Annotated in this window: 17 protein-coding genes; 4 read left to right on the top strand and 13 right to left on the bottom strand. The window is 51.2% G+C overall.

The window, feature by feature from the left end:
- Positions 1–165 precede the first annotated feature (165 nt).
- Positions 166–2,040, top strand: coding sequence for a methyl-accepting chemotaxis protein (locus tag QLG07_RS13035; RefSeq protein ID WP_348994612.1), 1,875 nt, complete (start codon positions 166–168; stop codon positions 2,038–2,040).
- 45 nt (positions 2,041–2,085) lie between these two features.
- On the opposite strand, the gene QLG07_RS13030 is transcribed toward QLG07_RS13035, so the two are convergent.
- Positions 2,086–2,295, bottom strand: a complete 210-nt coding sequence (locus QLG07_RS13030; RefSeq protein WP_048915308.1) for a hypothetical protein — start codon at positions 2,293–2,295, stop codon at positions 2,086–2,088.
- A gap of 186 nt (positions 2,296–2,481) precedes the next feature.
- Between QLG07_RS13030 and QLG07_RS13025 the strand changes: the two genes are divergently transcribed.
- Entirely contained in the window at positions 2,482–3,033 is a 552-nt protein-coding gene (locus QLG07_RS13025) for a chorismate mutase (protein ID WP_099755041.1), read from the top strand.
- Between the two features lie 72 nt (positions 3,034–3,105).
- Positions 3,106–4,353 carry a mechanosensitive ion channel family protein gene (locus tag QLG07_RS13020; protein ID WP_048915310.1) on the top strand — a complete coding sequence of 416 codons (1,248 nt, stop codon included), beginning with the start codon at positions 3,106–3,108 and terminating at the stop codon, positions 4,351–4,353.
- 59 nt (positions 4,354–4,412) lie between these two features.
- Here the strand turns inward: QLG07_RS13020 and QLG07_RS13015 are convergent, their stop codons facing one another.
- The gene (locus QLG07_RS13015) at positions 4,413–6,353 is read right to left on the bottom strand and encodes a methyl-accepting chemotaxis protein (RefSeq protein WP_133623144.1); all 1,941 of its coding nucleotides are present in this window, start codon (positions 6,351–6,353) and stop codon (positions 4,413–4,415) included.
- Positions 6,354–6,670: 317 nt separating this feature from the next.
- Here QLG07_RS13015 and QLG07_RS13010 point away from each other — a divergent pair, with 317 nt between their 5' ends.
- Entirely contained in the window at positions 6,671–6,829 is a 159-nt protein-coding gene (locus tag QLG07_RS13010; protein WP_282469393.1) for a hypothetical protein, read from the top strand.
- 167 nt (positions 6,830–6,996) lie between these two features.
- On the opposite strand, the gene QLG07_RS13005 is transcribed toward QLG07_RS13010, so the two are convergent.
- The 11 genes from QLG07_RS13005 to QLG07_RS12955 all read right to left on the bottom strand — a co-directional run bounded on the left by QLG07_RS13005 (position 6,997) and on the right by QLG07_RS12955 (position 20,861).
- The gene (locus QLG07_RS13005) at positions 6,997–8,211 is read right to left on the bottom strand and encodes a polysaccharide lyase family 1 protein (RefSeq protein WP_282469392.1); all 1,215 of its coding nucleotides are present in this window, start codon (positions 8,209–8,211) and stop codon (positions 6,997–6,999) included.
- A 40-nt stretch (positions 8,212–8,251) separates the two neighbouring features.
- Positions 8,252–9,343: an SDR family oxidoreductase gene (locus tag QLG07_RS13000; RefSeq protein ID WP_282469391.1), complete on the bottom strand. Its 1,092-nt coding sequence runs from the start codon at positions 9,341–9,343 to the stop codon at positions 8,252–8,254.
- Between the two features lie 40 nt (positions 9,344–9,383).
- Positions 9,384–10,487: a hypothetical protein gene (locus tag QLG07_RS12995; RefSeq protein WP_282469390.1), complete on the bottom strand. Its 1,104-nt coding sequence runs from the start codon at positions 10,485–10,487 to the stop codon at positions 9,384–9,386.
- Between the two features lie 52 nt (positions 10,488–10,539).
- Positions 10,540–11,262 (bottom strand): hypothetical protein, encoded by a 723-nt coding sequence (locus QLG07_RS12990; protein ID WP_282469389.1) that lies wholly within the window; start codon positions 11,260–11,262, stop codon positions 10,540–10,542.
- A 6-nt stretch (positions 11,263–11,268) separates the two neighbouring features.
- A complete protein-coding gene (locus QLG07_RS12985) occupies positions 11,269–12,588 on the bottom strand; it encodes a hypothetical protein (protein ID WP_282469388.1) in 1,320 nt (439 codons plus the stop codon).
- The gene (locus tag QLG07_RS12980; protein WP_253536830.1) at positions 12,585–13,658 is read right to left on the bottom strand and encodes a polysaccharide biosynthesis/export family protein; all 1,074 of its coding nucleotides are present in this window, start codon (positions 13,656–13,658) and stop codon (positions 12,585–12,587) included. The genes QLG07_RS12985 and QLG07_RS12980 overlap by 4 nt, the downstream gene beginning before the upstream one ends.
- A gap of 115 nt (positions 13,659–13,773) precedes the next feature.
- A complete protein-coding gene (locus tag QLG07_RS12975) occupies positions 13,774–15,807 on the bottom strand; it encodes a glycosyltransferase (RefSeq protein WP_282469387.1) in 2,034 nt (677 codons plus the stop codon).
- Positions 15,804–18,356: a tetratricopeptide repeat protein gene (locus QLG07_RS12970; RefSeq protein WP_282469386.1), complete on the bottom strand. Its 2,553-nt coding sequence runs from the start codon at positions 18,354–18,356 to the stop codon at positions 15,804–15,806. The genes QLG07_RS12975 and QLG07_RS12970 overlap by 4 nt, the downstream gene beginning before the upstream one ends.
- A gap of 29 nt (positions 18,357–18,385) precedes the next feature.
- Positions 18,386–19,669, bottom strand: coding sequence for a nucleotide sugar dehydrogenase (locus tag QLG07_RS12965; RefSeq protein WP_282469385.1), 1,284 nt, complete (start codon positions 19,667–19,669; stop codon positions 18,386–18,388).
- Positions 19,670–20,349: 680 nt separating this feature from the next.
- The gene (locus tag QLG07_RS12960) at positions 20,350–20,550 is read right to left on the bottom strand and encodes an excisionase (RefSeq protein ID WP_162475305.1); all 201 of its coding nucleotides are present in this window, start codon (positions 20,548–20,550) and stop codon (positions 20,350–20,352) included.
- Positions 20,551–20,651: 101 nt separating this feature from the next.
- The gene (locus QLG07_RS12955) at positions 20,652–20,861 is read right to left on the bottom strand and encodes a hypothetical protein (RefSeq protein ID WP_282469384.1); all 210 of its coding nucleotides are present in this window, start codon (positions 20,859–20,861) and stop codon (positions 20,652–20,654) included.
- Positions 20,862–20,925 lie beyond the last annotated feature (64 nt).

Genomic DNA, 20,925 nt, shown 5'->3' with positions numbered 1-20,925 from the left:
TATTAACCGGATAAAGCGTCTTTAGAACGCAGCTGCATAACCTTAATCAATATTTAGCGTTGAGCTTATCTCTGATAGTCGCTGTGCAATTCCATCTTGAGGATATTCATTATGTCGTGGGTTCCAGTTCGTTTATCAGGGAAGTTGATGTCAGGTGGCGTCTTAATGCTGCTGCTTACCTGCATCATGGTCTATCTGGCTATCTCACTGCGCGGCCAGCCGCGCGTGATCGAGGCCAGTAACAGCTTAATTCAGCAAACCGGAGAGAATATCGTTGGCCAGCTTAATCAGCAGCTGATCCGCGTAGAGGGTGAGGGCGTGAGCCTGGCGCGGCTGGCCGAAGTGTTGCCGCACGATGAAGCGCTGTTTCGCCAGGTGTTGCCGCAAATTATCGACAGCAAGGGCGACAAAAGCATTGCCGGCGGTGGAATCTGGCCGGAGCCGAATGCATTCAGTGACGGCGTAGCCCGCCGCAGCTTCTTCTGGGCGCGCAACGCCAGCGGCAGCCTCGACTATTCTGACGGCTATAACGACCCTGCCGGAACCGGCTATCACCACGAGTCGTGGTACACCTCGACCCGCACCACTTCACCCAACAAGTGCAACTGGTCGGAAGTTTACCAAGACCCGGTATCCAGGGTAAATATGGTGACCTGCAGCGTGTCTTACCGCAAGGGCGATGCCTTTGCCGGCGTCGCCACTTTTGACGTGCTGCTGGACAACCTCTCCGGCTTTATGCAGCGCAACGGCGCCAGTACCGGCGGCTATGCTTTTGCTCTCGACCAGGCTGGCAACGTGCTCTATTTCCCGGGTATCAAAGATAAGGCGCTGAAGAAGTTCAGCGATCTGGCGCAGCAGCAGGCGTGGCTTGCTCCGATGGTGGCTGCAGTGAAATCCGCCAGCGCCAGCCAGCGCAGCGCCACCTTCAGCAACCTGAATGATGAGTGGCTGCACACCCGCAGCCAGCTGACCCTGTTTCGCATGGCGGATACCGGCTGGATGATCGGCCTGGTGACGCCGGAATCCCAGGTGACCGCGCTGGCCGATAATATCATGCAGGACATTTTCATCCTGCTGATCCCGGCACTGCTGCTGCTGCTGGTCATCTTGTGGTTTGTTGCCCGCCAGATCTCCGGGCGGCTGGAATCTACGCGTAAAGCGCTGGACGATATCGCCCACGGCGACGGTGACCTGACGCGCCGCCTCGATACCTCCGGCCGTGATGAAATTGCCGATATTGCCGTCTCCTTTAACCAGTTTGTCGACAAGATTGCCGGGGTGATCACCAACGTGCAGTCGAGCGGCGTACAGGTGGCGCACAACGCCAGCGGGTTGGAGCAGAGCAATCAGGAGCTGAGCGGAAAAATCAGCGAGCAGGCGGCAGCGGTCGAACAGAGCGCCGCGGCGATGGAACAGCTCAATGCGACAGTACAGCAGAACGCCGAGAACACCCGGCTGGCCGATGCCTTTACCGAGCAGACCGCAGAGATCGCACGCAATAGCAGCGATGTGATGCGTCAGCTGATTGATACGATGGAAACCATCCGCACGTCATCCAGCCGCGTCGGTGAGATCCTCAGTGTGATCGACGGTATCGCCTTCCAGACCAATATTCTGGCGCTGAACGCGGCGGTGGAAGCAGCCCGCGCCGGCGAGCAGGGGCGCGGCTTCGCCGTGGTGGCCTCTGAAGTACGGGCACTGGCCCAGCGCAGCGCGACGGCGGCGCACGAGATCAAAGCGCTGATTGGCCAGTCAGACAGCAATGTGCTGACCGGCAGCAAGCTGGTGGAAGGGGCAGGGCGTCAGCTGGAAGAGCTGGTGAAAGATGTGCTGAAGGTGAAAGAGGTGGTGGGTGAGATCCGCGTGGCGGGCGATGAGCAGAGCAAAGGCATTGCCGAGGTCACTCAGGCCGTGTCGCAGATGGAGCGCAGCATCCAGCAGAACCTGATGCTGGTTCATCAGACCGCTGAAAACACTCACGCCCTGCATGCCGAAGCTTCGCAGCTGGCGCAGGATATCTCAGTGTTTAAAGTGGCGTAACAGGCTGGCAGGCCCCGGCGTGATACCGGGGCTTTGTCGCCGCACTTAGCGAATATAGGTGCGGATCACATCGGCAATCGCTTTATTCGCTTCGCGCCCGTCGCGGTGCTCAACGTCTTCTGCCACCTTCTCAAGGTACTTGTTCAGCTTACCGCCGGTCGGCACATTGCCGTAGGCGATCAGCATCTGCACAATATTGCGCAGTGCAACTACCTCAAGGGAGAGGCGTTCAACAACGGGGTCTTTATCTGGCATAGGGTGCTCCGTACGGCTATCAATTATTCCACCAGCTTAGCCCCTGTGCGCACAAATCAATTCGTCGAATATCGCCGATTTCTGCCGCGATTCTGCTGCAGGTCGCTAAATGCGCCATCATGCTTTGGCATATCCAGCCCAATGATCTACAGTCTGCAGGTCAATAAACGGGAACAGGGAAGCCACATGTCAGCAAAAATTCTATTTACTCTGTTATGCCTGAGCATCGGCAGCGCGCAGGCCAGCGATCTCGCCGCCTCGGTTAATCAACGCCTGAGCTATATGAAAGATGTGGCGGCGTTTAAGGCCGACAAGCACCGGCCAATAGAGGATCTGCAGCAGGAACAGAAGGTGCTGGCTGCCAGCAAACAGCGCGCGACGCAGTTCTGTCTGGATGAGAACTCGGTGGTGCCGTTTATTCAGGCGCAGATGGACGCGGCCAAAGCGGTGCAGTATCGTTTTCGTGCTGACTGGCTGGCTACGCCGATTCGCGGCTGGCAGCCCCGACCGCTGGAAGAGGTGCGCGCCCAGCTCGCCAGACTCAATGACGTTATATTGCAGCAGATTGCGCAAGGCTTGCAGCAGAAGACACTCAACGCGCTGGATGAAAAGCAGTTTGTCGGGCAGCTTAATCAGCCGAACCTGAGCGACGCGGATAAATCCCGCCTTTATCGCACGCTGCGGGAGGTCAGATTATGGTCAGGTGACTGTCACGCCGCGAGTAAAACCAAGACCTGAGCACGGATAACCAGGGGTTGAACCTGGATGCCGCAGCAGGCATGATCCCTCCTCGTTCGAAAAGGAGGCGTCATGCAGCAGTTACTCGCATTATTAAAGCAATATGGAATAGAACCCGACCACACCACTTCGCTTATTGTTATTTTTGGCATTATTTTCCTCACCGCCATTATTATTCACTTTATCCTGCACCGCATCGTCCTGCGCACCTTTGAGAAGCGTGCGCAGGCCAGCAGCCATCTGTGGCTGCAAGTCATCACGCAAAACAATCTGTTTCACCGGCTGGCATTTACCCTGCAGGGGGTGATCGTCAACGTGCAGGCGGTGCTGTGGCTGCAAAAGGGCAGCGATGCTGCCGCCATCGTCACCACCTGCGCCCAGCTGTGGGTGATGCTGTACGCGCTGATGTCATTCTTCTCGCTGCTGGACGTGATGCAGGGCCTGGCGCACCGTTTTGCCTTCTCCTCACAGTTTCCGCTTAAGGGATTATTGCAGGGCGTGAAGCTGCTGAGCGCGATCGTGATTGGCATCATGATGATCTCGCTGCTGATTGGTAAATCCCCGGCCATTCTGATCAGCGGGCTGGGTGCGATGGCCGCGGTGCTGATGCTGGTATTTAAAGACCCGATCCTCGGGCTGGTGGCGGGAATACAGCTGTCGGCCAACAGCATGCTGAAAATGGGCGACTGGCTGGAGATGCCGAAATACGGCGCCGACGGCGCGGTGATTGACATCGGCCTGACCACGGTAAAAGTGCAGAACTGGGATAATACCATTACCACTATCCCAACTTATGCGCTGGTTTCCGATGCGTTTAAAAACTGGAGCGGCATGTCCGCTTCCGGCGGCCGCCGTATCAAGCGCAGCATTAATATCGACAGCACCAGCATTCGCTTCCTCAGCGCAGAGGAGCAGCAAAAGCTGGCGCAGGCGCGCCTGCTGCAACCCTATATCGCCGAGCGTCAGCAGGAGATCGACAGCTGGAATGGCGAACACAACACCCGTGATTCGGTACTTAACCAGCGCAGGATGACGAACGTGGGCACTTTCCGCGCCTATCTTACCGAATATCTGCGCCAGCATCCGAAAATCCGCAAGGATATGACGCTGATGGTGCGCCAGATGGCACCGGGCGCAGAGGGGCTACCGGTAGAAATCTACGCCTTTACCAATACCGTGGTGTGGCTGGAGTATGAAAGTATTCAGGCGGATATCTTCGACCACATCTTTGCGGTGGTGGATGAATTTGGTCTGCGTATTCATCAGGCGCCCACCGGCAATGATGTGCGGGCAATAGCGGAAGGGTTCAAGGTGCAGTAACGGCACATCCGGTGTGGGACTGACCACACCGGATTGCCCTGTCTTAATGCGCGGTGCCGTTACGCTGGCTGCCCGGTACGAAACACGGCCACCAGCTCTCGTAGCTGTATAGCGCGCGCGGCCAGTTCATCTGCAGACGAGGCGGACTGTTCCACCAGCACCGCATTTTGCTGAGTCACCTGGTCCATCTGATTGACGGCGATGTTGATTTGCGACACGCCGGCGCTCTGCTCCTGGGAAGAAGAGGAGATTTCGTTGACCAGCTGCGCAGTCTGTTCAATCGCCCCCACGCTCTGCTTCACCTTTTCTCCGGCATCCGCAACCATGGAAATTCCCTGACGCGCATTTTCCACCGAGTGTGCAATTAACTGTTTAATCTCTTTCGCGGCAGAGGCAGAACGTTGGGCTAACGCTCTGACTTCAGCGGCGACGACGGCAAACCCCTTACCATGTTCCCCGGCTCGGGCTGCTTCAACGGCGGCGTTTAACGCCAGAATATTCGTCTGGAAGGCAATACCGTCGATAACGCTGATGATCTCTTCAATCTCACCCGCGCTGGCGCTGATTTTTTGCATGGAGACCATGACAGATTGCATCGCCTCACCCCCTAACAGCGCCGCATCGGTGGCCGAAGTGGCCATGCCTGCGGCATAGCGGGTATTTTCAGCGTTTTGCAGAATGATGGATGACAGCTCTTCCATGCTGGCCGCCGTTTGTGCCAGTGAAGCAGCCTGCTCCTCTGTGCGCGCGGAGAGGTCGCCATTGCCTTGAGCAATTTCTTCAGAAGAGGTGGCAATCGTCGTGGCGTTATCCTTGATATCCGCAACCAGCAGAGAAAGGCGCTGGCGCATCTCCATCAACGAGGCGATCAGGCCCGCCATTTCATTACTTCCGGTCACCACCAGGTGCGAGGTTAAATCACCGGCAGCGACATCTTTGGCAACTTTTGCGGCATCACGTACCGGCCCGGTGATGGAGCGAATGATAAATACCGCCAGGAAGATGATAAGCCCCGCCAGCAGTGCCAGCACGCCCAGCAATTCAAATTGAGCGGTGCGATGCTGACTAATTTGCTCAGAAAGCATGTTGCTGAGCTGGTCACTCGCGTCGTTAGCAAATTGATTGTACTGATTGATCGCAGCGGTAAAGCGTGCCACGAACTCCGTGGGCGGAAGATCGTTTTTCGTCCGCTTAATAAAGACGTCCTCAGCCAGGGCTAAGGCTTCACCCGCCTGTTGCAGTGCGGCATTAGCCTGACCACTAAACTTTTCGCGTACGCTGCTATCAGTGTTAAAGGACTTTAAAAGATTCGCGTTATACAGACGCAGAGCATTCTTACCGTTAAGGATCTGAAACTCCATACGGGCGTAATCGCTGTCCTGAATCGCCTCTTTGCTGGCCAGTAGTGACGTACCCCGGGCACGAATCTGACCCAATGTTTCTGTCAGTTCTGGCAGGCGACTGAATGTACTGATAATAAACTGGTAAGTATTTAAATCTGGATCCAGCGACAGGCCAAAATAGTCGATCACTTCAATGTTGGCATCAAGCAGCGTCCGAATCATTTCGGCGTGGCGCGAGAGGTTGGTTTGCAGCGTCAGGTTACGGCTGTCAATGTCGCGCTGTAGCTGCTGCCACTGCGCTGTCACCTTGCTAAAATCTTGCCAGGCCACATTGTCCTGACCGGTGGCGGCCAGCGTGGTCTGAAGAGTGCTAATTGACTGTTCTACCTGCTCTTTCAGCGCCAGACGTGCAGGAATAGCGGCATTTTGCTGTGCCACGGCGATTGCCGCTTGTGCGCGGTGGAGCTGCATCATATTGAGCAGATTCAGCATCTGTTTTTCAACGGGAATTCCCTGCAATTCTCGCTCTTTAGCGTTTATCTGTTGATTACCTTCATTGACAAAAAGCCATGAGGGTACGGCAAACAGCAGCAAAGCAAAAAAAGCAAGAATGAGAAACTTTGCAGGCAAATTAATCGTATTCAGGATGTTTTTCATTTTTTTAATTTCACTTAAGTTAAATATGGCTGTTCGTTATTTCACTGGTGGGTGAATGCTAATTTATATCTGAATGCCAAATGTGCTTAAAAATTCATACTCAGAGATAACCACAGCATGACTCAATAATGAGAATGAGTTTTGTTATCAAGGTATAAATAAATCTTTTGCATAGCGAGTTGAAGTATAGGTTCAAGTGAGTGATTGTCCATGAAGTAAACTGGTAATATTTATTAATGATAGGCTTGTTTTTAATCTTTTATAACTAGTTGTTTTTATTGTTATTTTTATATTATTGTTATTCTTGTGGTATTTAATTGAGCGCTATAAATGCATTTTTATTAACGATGGAAAAAGAGGTTAAAGTTTGCAGGGAATATGCCGATAAGGGGTTTTTTGATACTGCTATCTCAAGAAAGAGCTCATTTCAGCAAGGACAAGAGCATATTTCTCAAGGAATTAAGATTGCTAAATAAATAACCCGGTTGGTTTTTTAAATTACTTTATTACATCCTGTCTTTTTATCTCTCAGATTGTATGTTATGGAATGTTTTGCTAGCAGGTCGTAAAAAGATAGTGCTGGCAAAACAGATCCGTGCGTTAACTGGCCCAATTCCAGAGGGTAGATTTATTGACTTGTTTTTTACCTGCTGCGCGTCTTAATGCTTAATGCGGCCTCTAAATCGTTAGATGTATTGCCCGCAAGCCGTCGAATTCGATCTAACAATGCTAAAGACGGCTGTTCATAATCGTAATTATAAGGTGGCTGAGGCACACGATCTGCGCGAAAGTTATTGAGCACCTGACGGGCATCCGCCAGGTAAAGATTATCTCTGACTTTTAAAAAAGCCTCTACGCGATGTCTGTAAGCATATCGTTTTTTTGTCCGCTCATAACTTCGCCGATCTGATTTACCATTTTCCAGTGCGCTCCTGGCAGGGGCGCTTTTAATATACTGACAGTATCTGGCTTTAACCCCCTCAACCGTGGGAAAATATTTGGGTTCTTTACAAGGTCTTTTGGCACGGTTGATAAATATATTTCCTTCAATCAATACAAGGGCTTCAAGGCTGAAACTCATACCATAAAAATCCCAGTTCTCCAGTGCGTTGTTATAAAGATGGAATGTGCCAAATTGTGCCCGTGGATTACGCTGCACCGTATTGAAGAAATAGTTGTGATGCAGCGTGACCCGAGCCTGTGAGTCGCGATGATAATGTTTAAACAGATTGGCCGACGTGATGTTATTGAGCAGCATGACCTTGTCGTCATCATGGAAGCGGGTCCAGGACAGTGTGACGTCCGTTGCACCATTTTTGACGTTGAGCAGCCGGTCGGCAAAACGGGAGAGATCGAGATGATCGATCCAGACATCGTGCGAAAAATTTGCGATATTGATGGCTTGAGAGAAAGTGCGTAACCTCCCGTCAATCGTCAGATGAGTGACGATGACATTGTGACTGTGATAGATAGCTAACCCATAATCCAGCAACTTCACGCGTTTATCCCGGCCGTCAATTGTCACATTGGAAGGCACCCGAATCTGTGAATCAAGCCTGATCGTCATGTCGGTGGCAAAACGTACCCAGAGAGGGACATTCAAGTCGTGTGCCTGTTTGAGGATATCTCGCAGTGTCCCCGGACCGCTATCTGCCATTGACGTTACCTGCACAATGTCCCCCTTTACGCCTCCCTGCGCCATGCGACCATATCCCTGTCGTTGTTTCAAAAGAGACTTCACCAACGCACAATCCTCTAATGCCCTGTCGCACCGATGGGGTGAGGCCTGGGATATCGGTACAAAAAAACCGATCGCACTGCCCATGCCCAGTAGCGTGACAGATGCACGCGCAAGCATGCGTTGAACCCGACGGCATGCCCCTCCAATCCTTCCTTGCTTAGTCATGCTTAATACGCTTATCAATGAGTAAGCGCACGTACCAGGGCACGGTTTCTCTCAGGCCTGCATGCAGGTCCACAAGAGGTACATAGCTCAGTTCGCTCTGAGCTTTAGAAATATCAGCCTGAGAATGGCGCACGTCGCCCGGCCGTAGGGCTTTATAGCGTGGTTGCCGGCCATACTCAAAGCCCAGCAATTTCAAATTATTGCTGATGATCTCGAACAGTTGGTTAAGCGTGGTTCTCTCGCCAACAGCGACATTATAAATCGTGCTTGCTCCCGGCCTGAAGTGCAACGCAGCGCGAAGATTGGCTTGCACGACATTGCCGATATAACAAAAGTCCCGACTGGTCTCGCCATCACCAAATATTTCGACATCTTGCCCGTCAAACATTGCGGAGATCCATCTTGGGATGACAGCTGCATAGGCGCCGGCCGGGTCCTGGCGCGCACCAAAAACATTAAAGTAGCGTAGCCCGGTCGTGCCAAAACCGTAGGTTCGCGCATATACCCCGGCATAAATTTCGCTAATTAGCTTGGTTGCTGCGTAAGGTGATAGAGGCTGACCAATGCGATCCTCACGCTTGGGCAAATTCGGCTCATCACCATAGGTCGAACTGGATGCGGCATAAACGAAGCGACGTACCTGTGCACACCGTGCAGCATCAAGTATGTTTATGAAACCTGTGATGTTCACCTCGTGGCTTGTCACCGGGTCATCCACCGAACGCGGGGCAGAGCTCAGGGCTGCCTGATGCAACACGTAATCAATCTGCCTGACCGCTCTGCTACAGTGGCTGCGGTTTCTGATGTCGGCTTCAATAAAACTAAAATGGCGCCAGCGTTCTGCCCCCACGCGATCCCTGACTTCATCCAGATTACGCTGGTGTCCCGTTGAGAAATTATCTAAACCCCGCACGTCCTGTCCCAGTATCAGCAGCGTCTCTACAAGGTTGGAACCAATAAATCCTGCGGCTCCGGTGATTAGCCAGTGGCACCGTTGTGCAAGTAATTTTGCGCACAATGCCTGCTGGGTAGGGTGCTGTGCCCAGGCGGGCAACAGAGAATTTTGGTTAATCGCTATTTTCATATCAGAATCCTTTGAATGAAGAATAAAAGCATGGCAATGCTCATCTAAAGCGCAATGCGCGTGATACTCCTGCAGCAATCCGATAAATGAAGACCAGTAATAAACCCACCACCAGAGCTTCCGACAGGATGATGGATGCATTGGGGCTGTCAGGGCGAACGCCAGGCTCAGGGTTGACGACAATGCTAAGATAGCGGCGCAACTGCAGCGTACTGATAAACGACTGATGATAATTCTGGCGTGCGGTGACGAGATTAGCGTCCGCAAACTGCTGTGCATTCTTGAGGACCTCATAGGTTTTCATCCGATTGACTTCGGAATCTCCCAAACCACTCAGATGCTGGCGAATTTCGACCAGCCGCTTTTGTCGGGCGTCTACCTCTGTTTTTGCTGCCTGCATCATTGGATGATGGGCATTGCCCAGTGCACGAATTTTGTAAAGATTGATGCTGGCTGTATTGAGTTCGCCTTCAAGTTGAGCGATCAGCGTGAGTCGCATTGCCGCATCTGCGGTAGGATCGATATTGCCGTTTGTGATACGCCAGTTCGTCAGTTTCTCCCTCGCATGCCGGGCCTGTTGTTCGGCCAGAGTGACTGCTTGTTGGGAAACTTTCAGCGCATCGGCAATGCCTTTTTCATCCATGTTGTGTACGAATTGCTGGGCTAGCTCCAGCAAAGCAAGCGAAATTATTCGCGCATCGTTTGGCGAAAAAGCGCTGATCCTCATCAGGTTGAGCTGCTCGAGCATGTTGTAGGAGACATTTATCATTGATTGATAGGCTTTATACAGTGCATCGTCATCCGCTTCAGGCATCAGTCTGTTCACCGGGTCGCGCGTCGTGTTGGTGAGATGTCGACGCAGTCCAATTTTCCTGTCAAGCTGATGCATGGCATCGCGTGAATTCAGAAAGCTGTTAACAGCCCAACCGTCCACTAAACCATTTGCAGCGCTGCCGTCCGTTGAAATCAGGCTGGTGGCGTTGTCAGGTGAGGAATAGCTTTGCCGATCGCTGGCTCGCACCGAAAAGCTAGACTCGGCGGTGTAGCGCGGCGTCGCCAAATTCGTCAGATACAGCGTTGCCAGCAGTACGGGTAGTAAAATGAATGTTGCGATAACCCAACGCTCCCTGCGCAGCTTGCGCAAAGCGTCGGCCCGGAGACGGAGTAGATAAGTCTCTTCCTCCTGCGAGTGGGTCTCAATATATGAAGGGGTCTCCTGCAGAGGAGCTGAAGTGGGATACGTCGATTGACTGTGCAGAGGCGTCGCTGCTGTTTTGCCTTGCAGGGAATTTCCCGATGCAATCTGTGAGGTTTTCTTCGATGCGGAGTCCATTTCGCTCATAGATCATTGCCTTCGTACAATAGTCCGTCATCTGCGAATGACGATATGTGGAAAGTATCAACGTGCGGTTTGCCAGCCGCTTCTCAAACAGCGCTCGCCATAATCTTGTAAAACGGCAAGGCTGAAATGGCATTGCTCCATCAACCAGGTAGATATCGAAATCGGGTATCAGAGCTAATGCAAAAGAAAATTCCTGTCGCATAAACAGCGGCCAGTCAGCCATTGGCCTGGACAGATACTCAGGGTGTGTCATCAAGTCGGCTAACCAGTCGATCGAAGAGTGCACATCCAGGCCATAAAGGTTGCAGACAAGCCGCACCATTTTCAGGCCTGAGCCTTTACCACGGATGAAGCCCTGGCGGCCCATCGGCCATGAAACCAGACCGCGATGCTGTACCAGCCCGCGCTGTGGGGGGCGAATTCCGGCTAGCACGTCTAACAGCGGACGATGACATTCAGGCTTGCTTGAAAGCAACGCATAGCGGCCGGGCGCAAGCACCAGATCAACATTCGATAGCAGCAGTTTTCTTTCGCCAAATACTCGCGGACAGTCGGTCACACCAGTCAGATGGATCATGGGTCCTCACATTGGCTGCACATTGCAGCGCAACAGACGTTCAGCGAGCAAGCTAATGGCGACCAGGATCACCAGCATGATAAAAAAATAGTTAAGGCTTGCATCTTGTGATGTGTAGTTCTCGAAATAAGCCTGCCGCATTAACTGCATGCCGTGCGCAAATGGCGACCACAAAAAATATCTCCGATATGTTTCAGGTAACTGTTCTGAAACAAGAAAAACACTGGAGAACACCTGGAGGAAACGCTCGATAACCGCAGAGAAACGCAGGAAATAGGGCCAGATTGAGGCGATGCTGCCAAACAGGATACCGATTGCGGTTGCCCCCAACGCCATCATCAGCACATAAAAAAGAACCATCATCCACTGGTCGGGGGGAGTGATAAGGTTCAGATAAGCCCCGGCAGGCAGCAGCACCAGATATACCACCAGATAGATACCGAGCTGGATCAGCGCATAAGCCAGAGAACACAGCAGTGGCGTGATGACACTCAAATGAACTAATACGCGCGATGCGACATAGTGGGTACTGCTGCGAAAGACGATCTGCCGAACCATAATCCACGTAATCGCACCCAACAGTGCGAATGTCGCGACATCCATACCCAAAATATAGCGAACGCCTGTCAGGAAATAGGGGGTTGAAATCAAGCCAAGCAGTAAGGCAGGTGCAAGCATCGCCCACAGTAACGCCACCCGACTTTCATTGCGAATAACATGCAGAAGAAAACAGATTAAAGGTATCAGTGTGGTTGGCCACGAAGCACCACGTTCCAGCGGCCGTAGCTGTTGAGCGGCATGAATGCGATTCATGCGTATCCCCAGTGACGAACACTGCTCGGCCTCTTGAGGGGTGAGTAACTCAGCCGCAGATGCGTTGGACTTCGCTGCACGCGCAGCCCGACTCTTTTGCTGTGCAACCCTCATGGCATAGCCTGCCTCCAGCCGCTGGTAATCTCGCTCAAGATCTGTTGAATGAAAACCCTCAGCCAGCACGTCAACGCCAGCCCGGATATCCTGTTCGAGATAGCGCATGATCATGCGAAGCTGGCGGTAACGAACATTCACCAGCGCATCCTCAGCGCCAATACGGGTGAGGCCACTTTTCTGCCCGGTCTGGATCGCCTCGTAGATTGCGCGTCGTTGACCGATCGTGGCATGTGGTAGACGCGCCAGTGAGCTGAGGAATGTCGCCAATGAAACTTCAAGCGGTTCCAGCGCCAGGCTCGTGGCGGCATCTACCTGCTGACGCAATAAATCAAGGTCGCTATCAGCAGACACCGCGGCTGGTTGTGTTAACTTCTCATGATGAATATCCGCTCTCATTGCTCTATGCCCGTGACAGAGCGAACGGAACCCAGCGTTGAGCTGAAGGCAGAAAGTACTTTTTGTACTTGAGTAAATGGTGCGTCCGAAATGTAAATCTGGTCACCTTCGTGCACCACGAAGTGGCTGGCAAGGACCAGCTGCTCCGGCCGTGTAAAATCAAATTGATAGACAACTGGCTGCGCTTCCGTTCCTGAAGCAAAGCTATCTGCATCAGGTGTGTGCATCAGGAAAACAGCACCAGGGTTGGCCTGGCTGTCGTTCAGGCCACTGGCATCACCAAGGGCATCGGCAACGCTATAATTACGTTTACTCAGCCTGAGACGTTTTTGCCCGTTGGCAGCGCCCAATACAGTGAAATATTGAGTCACGTTATGCGCAACGACAACATCCCCTGGCTGTAACGCAATATTCTGAGCTGGATTACGATAGATATCGGCCAAACGAACAGAAGCCGACTCCCCGGAACGTTGCACCGTGATTGCCATTTGTTCAGGATTACGCTGATCCGGTGCGGCCTGTGCAAGTAACCCGCTCAATCTGCGGGTTGCCTGATTGAGCGGATATGCGCCAGATTTAGATAAATCGCCCTGTGCGATTACCATCTGGCTACTCCGTGACCCTGCCTGTACGTTCACAGCGGAAGCATTCACGATGCCGTGTAGATGTCTCATGATGGCATCGCGTAATTGTGCGATGGTGAGTCCTTTCGCCGGAATTTTTCCCACATAGGGCAGATAGATTGCCCCCTCGTGGTCAAGGACCAGTTCTCCCAGATCGGCCCTGCCGCCAGTGTCCGGCATAAACAGTTGCAGGCCGTCTCTTTCCCAGAGGATGACATTGACACTGTCTCCCGGGGCCAAACGGGTGAGGTCGGTTTCCGTCGCAGTGAGAAAGCTTTCGGGAAAGCTGGCATGTTGTGCATCTCGGCTGGCTGTTGCGAGTGATGGCGTCACGGGTAGCAGTTGGATACCTCCCTGGTTGTACGACTTTTCTATTTCGCTGAGCAGGGGGCCACCGCGTGGTAAGCCACATCCCTGTAGTGTCGTGCAGGCCAGGAGTAACAGCATCAGTCTCTCCATAAAGCGTATCTTCCTCACACCATCCTCCCTTAAACGCATCTTTTTTCTTCTAAAACATCATCCTGAAATGAATAAGCGTAACCTCAGCTAAACGTAGAGATGTCTATACCGTAGTCAGTTCGTTATGCATGACTGAAGATCGACATAAATCGATGAACGTATCGCGCATTGCGTTGACAGCAAACAGCTTACGTGCGCGTGTAATTGCCATCTCGCGCACCTCTTTACTGGAGTGAAGGCTATCCACCAGCAATGAAATTTTGTCGCAGGCTTCATCAAGATCGGGATTCTCTGCGCGGGAGAGCAGGTGTCCGGTTACGCCATCAATAAAGCATTCGCCAGAGCCGCCTGCAGGTGTTGACACTGTTAACACCCCCAACAGCTGCGCCTCGATGAGCACATTGGGTAATCCTTCATACAGTGAAAGGAGTACCTTTACGTCCATTTTCGAATACCAGAATCCGACGTGTCGGGATAATCCCACCAGCAGCACATGCTGGTGGATCCCCAGTTCGTTCACTAAATTGCGTGTGCTTTCCAGTAATCGGCCATCGCCCACCATGACAAAGCGTGCATTTGGGCGGCGCTGCAAATAGTGATGTGCCAGCCTGACCCATATGTGTGGCTGCTTATCGGGTTCATGACGGAATACTCCGCCGATGGTTTCGGTGGCACCCTTGGTATGTTGCGAAAATTCCTGCCATTTGCTTTCCTCTTTGCCCGGAGCGCCGATGGCTGGCACTGGCACACCGTTATAAAGAATATGGAAACGTTCGATAGGCAAATCCAGCCACTGAGCATATTCCCGGGCAATCACTTTGCTGTTACTGATAAAACAGACCCCCGGAATTTCAGCCAGCGCCTGGTACAGTAAACGATATTCAGGTTTGTAGCGTGCGCCACGCAGATTAGGCGGCAGGCCGCGAAACACCAGATGAATGACGGGCACGCCAGCCAGTAACGCAGCCAGCGCGCCAAAGAAACAGGTTCCGTCCTGCCACAGGCTGGCAACATCAAAACGATTTTCAAGAAGATACGGATACAGACGTGTTAAGCCATAGCGCACTTGAGCCGGGAGATGCTCCAGTAGTCTGAGAAAATCAGGATCGCCGTTTGTTAAAGCGAACAGGTTATTCACTGGCAGATTGTTTATCTCTGTCACTTTGATTCCAGCGTCAAGGAGGTCATGGAGAAAAAAATCTAGCTGCTTATGTGTGTTCGTTTCAGCAACCGTTGCGGTATAGCGCTTGACGATGACATTGATGAGAAGTGGATGTTGAAGCGGGTATTCTGCCCCTTCTTGCAGTTGGCGGGGAGACGTCAGGCAGCAGGCCAGTCTGGCCAACTGGCGTTCGGCTCCCCCGGGTCCGAGGCTTCCTGTGATCAAGGCGATGCGTGATGGTTGCGCCTTCCCTGCGACAATTTCCCGATAACGGAAATGGAGCAATGCATGCTTCAGTGACAGCATTGAGATGTGCTGCCCGACAATACTGCCGCTGGGCTCAAGCCGACAGAAAAAGTCGTAGTCATCCATGAGCCGAATATTGAAGTCTCCGATCGGGCTATCCGGATCCTGACCCTCAGCGACTGGAGCGAGCACCTCAATCGCTTCATACAACAAACCGCGCTTGTGCAAATTTTTGGCGAATCGTACCCGTATGGTCGGATGATCATAGCGGTCAATCAGTTTAAGAAACAGGGTATCTGACCTGTCGTACAGATGGGCATCCACCATTATCCCTGCGCGTGCCAGGGCAGAGTGCATATCTTCCATATTTTCTGGCAGATGTTGGTCAATCAGCGCGGGGATTTCCCCTTTACGCTGCGCCTTCATCAGGTAACGGACATAGAGACGTAAAAGAGCAGGATCCTGTGGGCAATTGAGCAAAAGCGCAGCCCATTGCTCGCTCAAACCTGCGCTGTCTCCCGTTCGCTCCCTGATTTGCAGCCAAAACGCTTGTACCTTAGTGTCATTACGATACCTGTTCGCCAGATTTTCAGCCTCTTCCAGATGACGATGCGCGGTATCACTTGTAAGGCAAAGCTTAAGTATTTCTGCCAGACGAGCACGCGTATTTTCAAGCTCGTGGAGCGGCGCAATATGCAGATCCGAAACTAATTTGTTCGATTCATTCATAGTGGTTGATCCATTACCAACTCAGCGTGGGAACATGGGCTATCGAAAGCAGGAAAAATGGAAACCGTTGGCATAAAAGTATCAGGCTGTTTTTTGCGCTGCGCACGGTCAATCCACAAATGACATTTATTGATATTGGCATCGATCAATTCTGGTTTTTCAGAGTGCGTCCGTAATAAAGACCAGTAGTGCAGGGCTTCGGTAAATCGATGGGTTCGCATTGCCGCCGTAGCTGCGGCTTTAAGTCCTACCGTATCATCGGGGGCAAAACGCAGGATCGTTTCGCCAATCATCAGTCGCTCAGAGACATTGTCAGGAGCCAGGGACTTAAGTCTGGAATAGAGTGCCGAAATTACGCGTTTTTTCTCCCGTGAGACCGCCGGGTTATTCGCATCAACATTTTCAGCGCGTTTGAGTAGCTCCCATGCTTTGTCATATTCGCCTTGCGTCAACATCTCACGCGCCACGCGCGTCAGGCGACTCTCCAACCGGGGAATGTGCCGCTTTGCTTCATCGCTGACCCATGCCTCCGTCGGATGACTTCCTAGCAATTCCTGGTAGGTGTCAATGGCTTCTTCGATATGTTCTCCACTGCGTGCGGCAGTACGCGCCAATAAAACCTTCGCCACGACGGTCGCGTCTTCTTCGCTGGCGGCCCGTCTCAAGTAAAGCAACGCTGTTGTGATGTCTCCCTGCGCATATGCCGCCCGGCCCGTGAAACTATTAAGTTCGGGAAAACTTGTCAGAGTCTGGCTAGCGATAAGTGAGATCTCCATGACCTCTTCATAACGTTTTTGCTGGAAGGCACGGCGTATATCAACGCGCATCTTCTGTTCCAGTGAACGCCGTGCACGTCTGAGCGTATTGTTGATTGCAGGCAGACAGGCTCGTGCCTGAATATTATCCGCAGCTTTTAGCAGCTCCCCTTCATCAAGCTGGCTCATACCCTCCTGCAACCATTTGCCAGCTTGATTTTTGATCCATGTCGTTACCCCAGGGTCATGGCTCTCAGGTAGTGCATGCGCTACGACGAGTAACGCTGCCGGCAGGGCAAAACCCTGTTCAGCAGTGCGGCATGTCAGATTGAAGGCCTCCTGTTCGCTCAAAACGACGGGTCGGGATGCAAGTTCGAGCAGGCCCGCCCGATCTGCATCTGCCAGCCGTTGGTTCCACAACACAACAAAACAGGGACCATGCGTTGGCAGTACCTCAAGCACTTTTTCTACCCAGTCAAGCACAGCATCTTTATCTGCCATCGTTTCCAGCAGGCTCAACACTGCCTGAGCAGCTTCGGCTTTGTCATCGCTCAGGCGAAACAGCTGCTTCCACTCACCTAGCGCAGCAGTATGCTCGCTAAGATGCGTTGCCGAAACTGCACAGACATGCATAATTTCCAGCGTGACGGTTTCATCTGACAGCAACGCTTGCGCGCACAAACGGGCCTCGCGATATTGACCTATTCTGAAATAGGCCCGCATTAGCATCAGATCGTTTTTTTCATCATTGGTGTCGCCCTGCTCTTTGGCCGACTGCAGATTACGGATGGCATTCTCAAAGTCGCCCAGTTCATACTGCATGCGCCCGAGCAGAATACGGTGACGACGTGAGTCGAATTGATTACGCAAAGCCTCATGTAATTGTCGTGAGGCACTAAGGTGCTTTCCGGCGTTCCATAGAGCCTCGATTTCGGCAAGCTGGCTCTCTTCGGGTGAGGGCACATCATGAAAAGTCGAGGCATCGAGTCGCGGCAAGACAAAAATTTTGTACCAGTCTTCACCCAGCCGCTCATTAAACAGATCGGTATAGTGCGCTAAATCCAGCCCGTCATTGGCAATGGCGTTGATCTGCCCGAGCCGGCGCATTAACGGTGTTGGGTCATAGCAGGCGACGTCCAGGTGCTTACCCTTCTCACGCACCAACTTGATCAGTGCGCTTCGCCGATTAATGACCGCACTGTCTGCGGTACAAGCGTTAACATGTGTGACAAACACCAGCTTATCGCGGCCGATGATTTGTGTGATTTCTTCCATATCGCGTGCAATCTCATCGTCAGCAAGATTTCGCCTTTGGATGCGGGCAAGAAGTTCACGATCGTCCGACGACAGGCGCTGAAACACCGGCATTTCCTCAAGGACTTTACGTCGGGCGTTGATCTGATCATCTCCCGCCATTGACCAGAACAACTTTGTGCGCTCACTGTTGGCAAAGAAATCACTGAAATAGCGATAGGTATAATTACACTGAATCGGTTGATCATCGATGTAATGCAGCTTGTTTGATGAAATCTCCACCATATAGATATCTGCTTGATGGTGAGGGGTTAAGACAAAACTGGCAGATGTACCTGGTCGGAAAATAAGTGGTTTTATATCATCGGAAAATTTTTTTTCTCCTTTCATAAAATGTAACTGCTGCAGTGCTTCGGTGCTGGTATGGATATAACCATAGTTACGCCCCTGCTCGAGCGCTATTGGATAGTGCTGTGTGCAGATACGCAAAGGCTGATGGATACGACAGGTTCCTATCGGACAGATACTCAGGGAAGTCATAGGATGATTACTCCATGTTGAACCAGGTATTACAGCGTCCAGTGAAGAATGTCTGAACGTAACCGGGACGGTTCCAGTACTGAACGGAGGTCGCATAACACGCCACCTTTCGCCACCATTTGATCGAGCCTTCGATAAATGAGTTTCACCGACTGGGTATGGGGAACGGCGAGTATCAGCATGTCGAGGTCTATCAGTAACGAAGGGTCAACTAAAGTCATCCCGTATGCGCGCTCCGTCTGAATTGGGTCGGCAAGAGGGTCGCTTACCAGTGAATTGACGCCATAACGTCCTAACTCTCTATAAAGATCGATGACTTTCGAGTTGCGAATATCTGGCACATTTTCCTTAAACGTGATGCCAACAATACCGACACGAGTTGACGATGCGAGCCGCTTGCTACAGGCCAAAATTTGGACCAGTCTGGAGGCAACGTGCTCAGCCATGCTGTCGTTAATATGTCGTCCTGCCAGGATGACTTCGGGATGATAGCCATATTGCTGAGCCTTAGATGTCAGATAGTAAGGGTCTACGCCAATACAGTGCCCCCCCACTAAACCTGGTGTGAAATGCATGAAGTTCCACTTCGTACCCGCAGCCTTTAGCACGTCAGAAGTATTTATTTTTATCAGTGCGCAAATCTTAGATATTTCATTCATCAAGGCTATATTAATATCGCGCTGGGTATTTTCTAAAACTTTTGCAGCTTCAGCTACTTTGATTGATGAAGCGCGAAAAACGCCAGCTTCGACCACGGTTTCATAGACGCTGGCGATTCGCTCCAGCGTATCCTCATCCTGGCCTGCTACCACCTTTATAATTTTTTCGAACGGGTGTTCAGTATCACCTGGATTAATTCGCTCAGGGCTGTAGCCAATTTTGAAATGAATACCACAACGAAGCCCCGAACTTTTTTCCAGTTCAGGAGCACAGATTTCCTCCGTGGCACCCGGATATACTGTCGACTCAAAAACAACCGTACTTCCTTGTGTCAGCACCGAGCCTATCAAACGACTCGCCTCTTTCAACATGGTAAAATCTGGCGCGCAGCGTTCATCTATTGGGGTTGGTACTGCGACGATAAAAAAATCGAAACCTTTAATATCTTCTATATTATCAGTGAGTTGAAGTGTTGAGTGAGCGAGTATTTCTCGACTAACTTCCCCAGTCCAATCATTAAAGTCCCGTAAATGACTTATCCGCTCGGTGTCTACGTCAAAACCCATCACATTAAAATGTTGAGCAAGTGCTACAGCAACAGGAAGGCCAACATATCCTAATCCACATACTGCTATATTCTGAACATTCATCATGGAATCCTTAAAAAGTTATCCTAATTTGATTATGTGCAATGCGTGATTTTTTTACGGCTAATAAGTCATAATTATTTTATTTTGTTTTATTAATCTATTAGGAGCCAGTTTCTTGTTATTTAGGGTGGCTTCCTTGCTGTTAGTTTATAATCATTGAGTCGATAGATTGAAATAGATTTTTGCCGATAATTAATAAATTCTCAGGATGCTGCGGGAAGTTAAATTTCTGATGATAACATTGCTGAAACCAATAAAAATATTTTTCCCTATATATCTTAATCCTTATCAGGGCATGGTGTTTATTATGTGTTGAAATAGAGGTGATATATATATGTTTATCAGCTTAAGTCAGAAGAGTTTTTATGAAAAAAATAAGCATCTTTAGGGTTTTTAATTCCAAAATTAAACAATATAACTAACAGTGTGAATGTCGTAAGCGATTATTGATTCTGCTAATCAATAACTTAAGTACGACTATTTTTATCTGTTATGGCGCGTGGTTGCCAACGAACCATCGCGAAAGAGTGTCTTAAGTTGAACCCGACTTTTAAGCGTTTATGCGAACCACGATAGAGGGGATGGAATCGAGAAATGGTGTCCCCTGCATACATCGAATCAGTAGTGCAGGGGGTTGATTGGGAAGGGGTATTTCAGAAGTGTATTTGTTTTTACCCGCGCATTTACCCATTAAGGCAATTCAGGAGCTTGTTTTTGAATTCGCAGTGGTCACGGTATAGCCAGCGGGCGCGGCCATGGATCAGCTTACTTTTCGGCAGGGTGCCATCTTTGATGCGGTCATAGATGAATGTCTTTCCGAATCCAGTATCGGCCATGATGAATTTCAGGTCAACCAGTGAGTCTGGCTGCAGGTGATGTTGCATAAGTGTTTCTCCGATGGGAATCGAACCTGACGGGAATCGAACCTGTGGATATTCGCCAGATTACCTCAGTAGATAGATGGAGGGGTTAGTGTGGGGATCGGTTAGTTGCAAAAATCCACTTTGAATTCATGGCCGCATTCCGGGCACTCCACAGCAACATCTTTAGTGCGTGGTGTGTCGTGTTCGCAAACCGCAGCCCTTCCGCCGTCAACCCAAAAATCGTCATCTTGTTCGATTAGGTCAAAATAATTTTCACAGTTAGGGCATTCTGTGTGGAGAGCTATATTCCAGTCAGCATAAATTTTACTCATGCGCGTATCTCCTTATCCACCACGCGCACGTAGTAAGCCAGCCAGTCTCTTGGCCGGAACTTAC

Source organism: Erwinia sp. V90_4 (assembly GCF_029967685.1).
Lineage (GTDB): Bacteria > Pseudomonadota > Gammaproteobacteria > Enterobacterales > Enterobacteriaceae > Erwinia > Erwinia aphidicola.
This window is presented reverse-complemented; position numbering and strand designations above follow the sequence as displayed.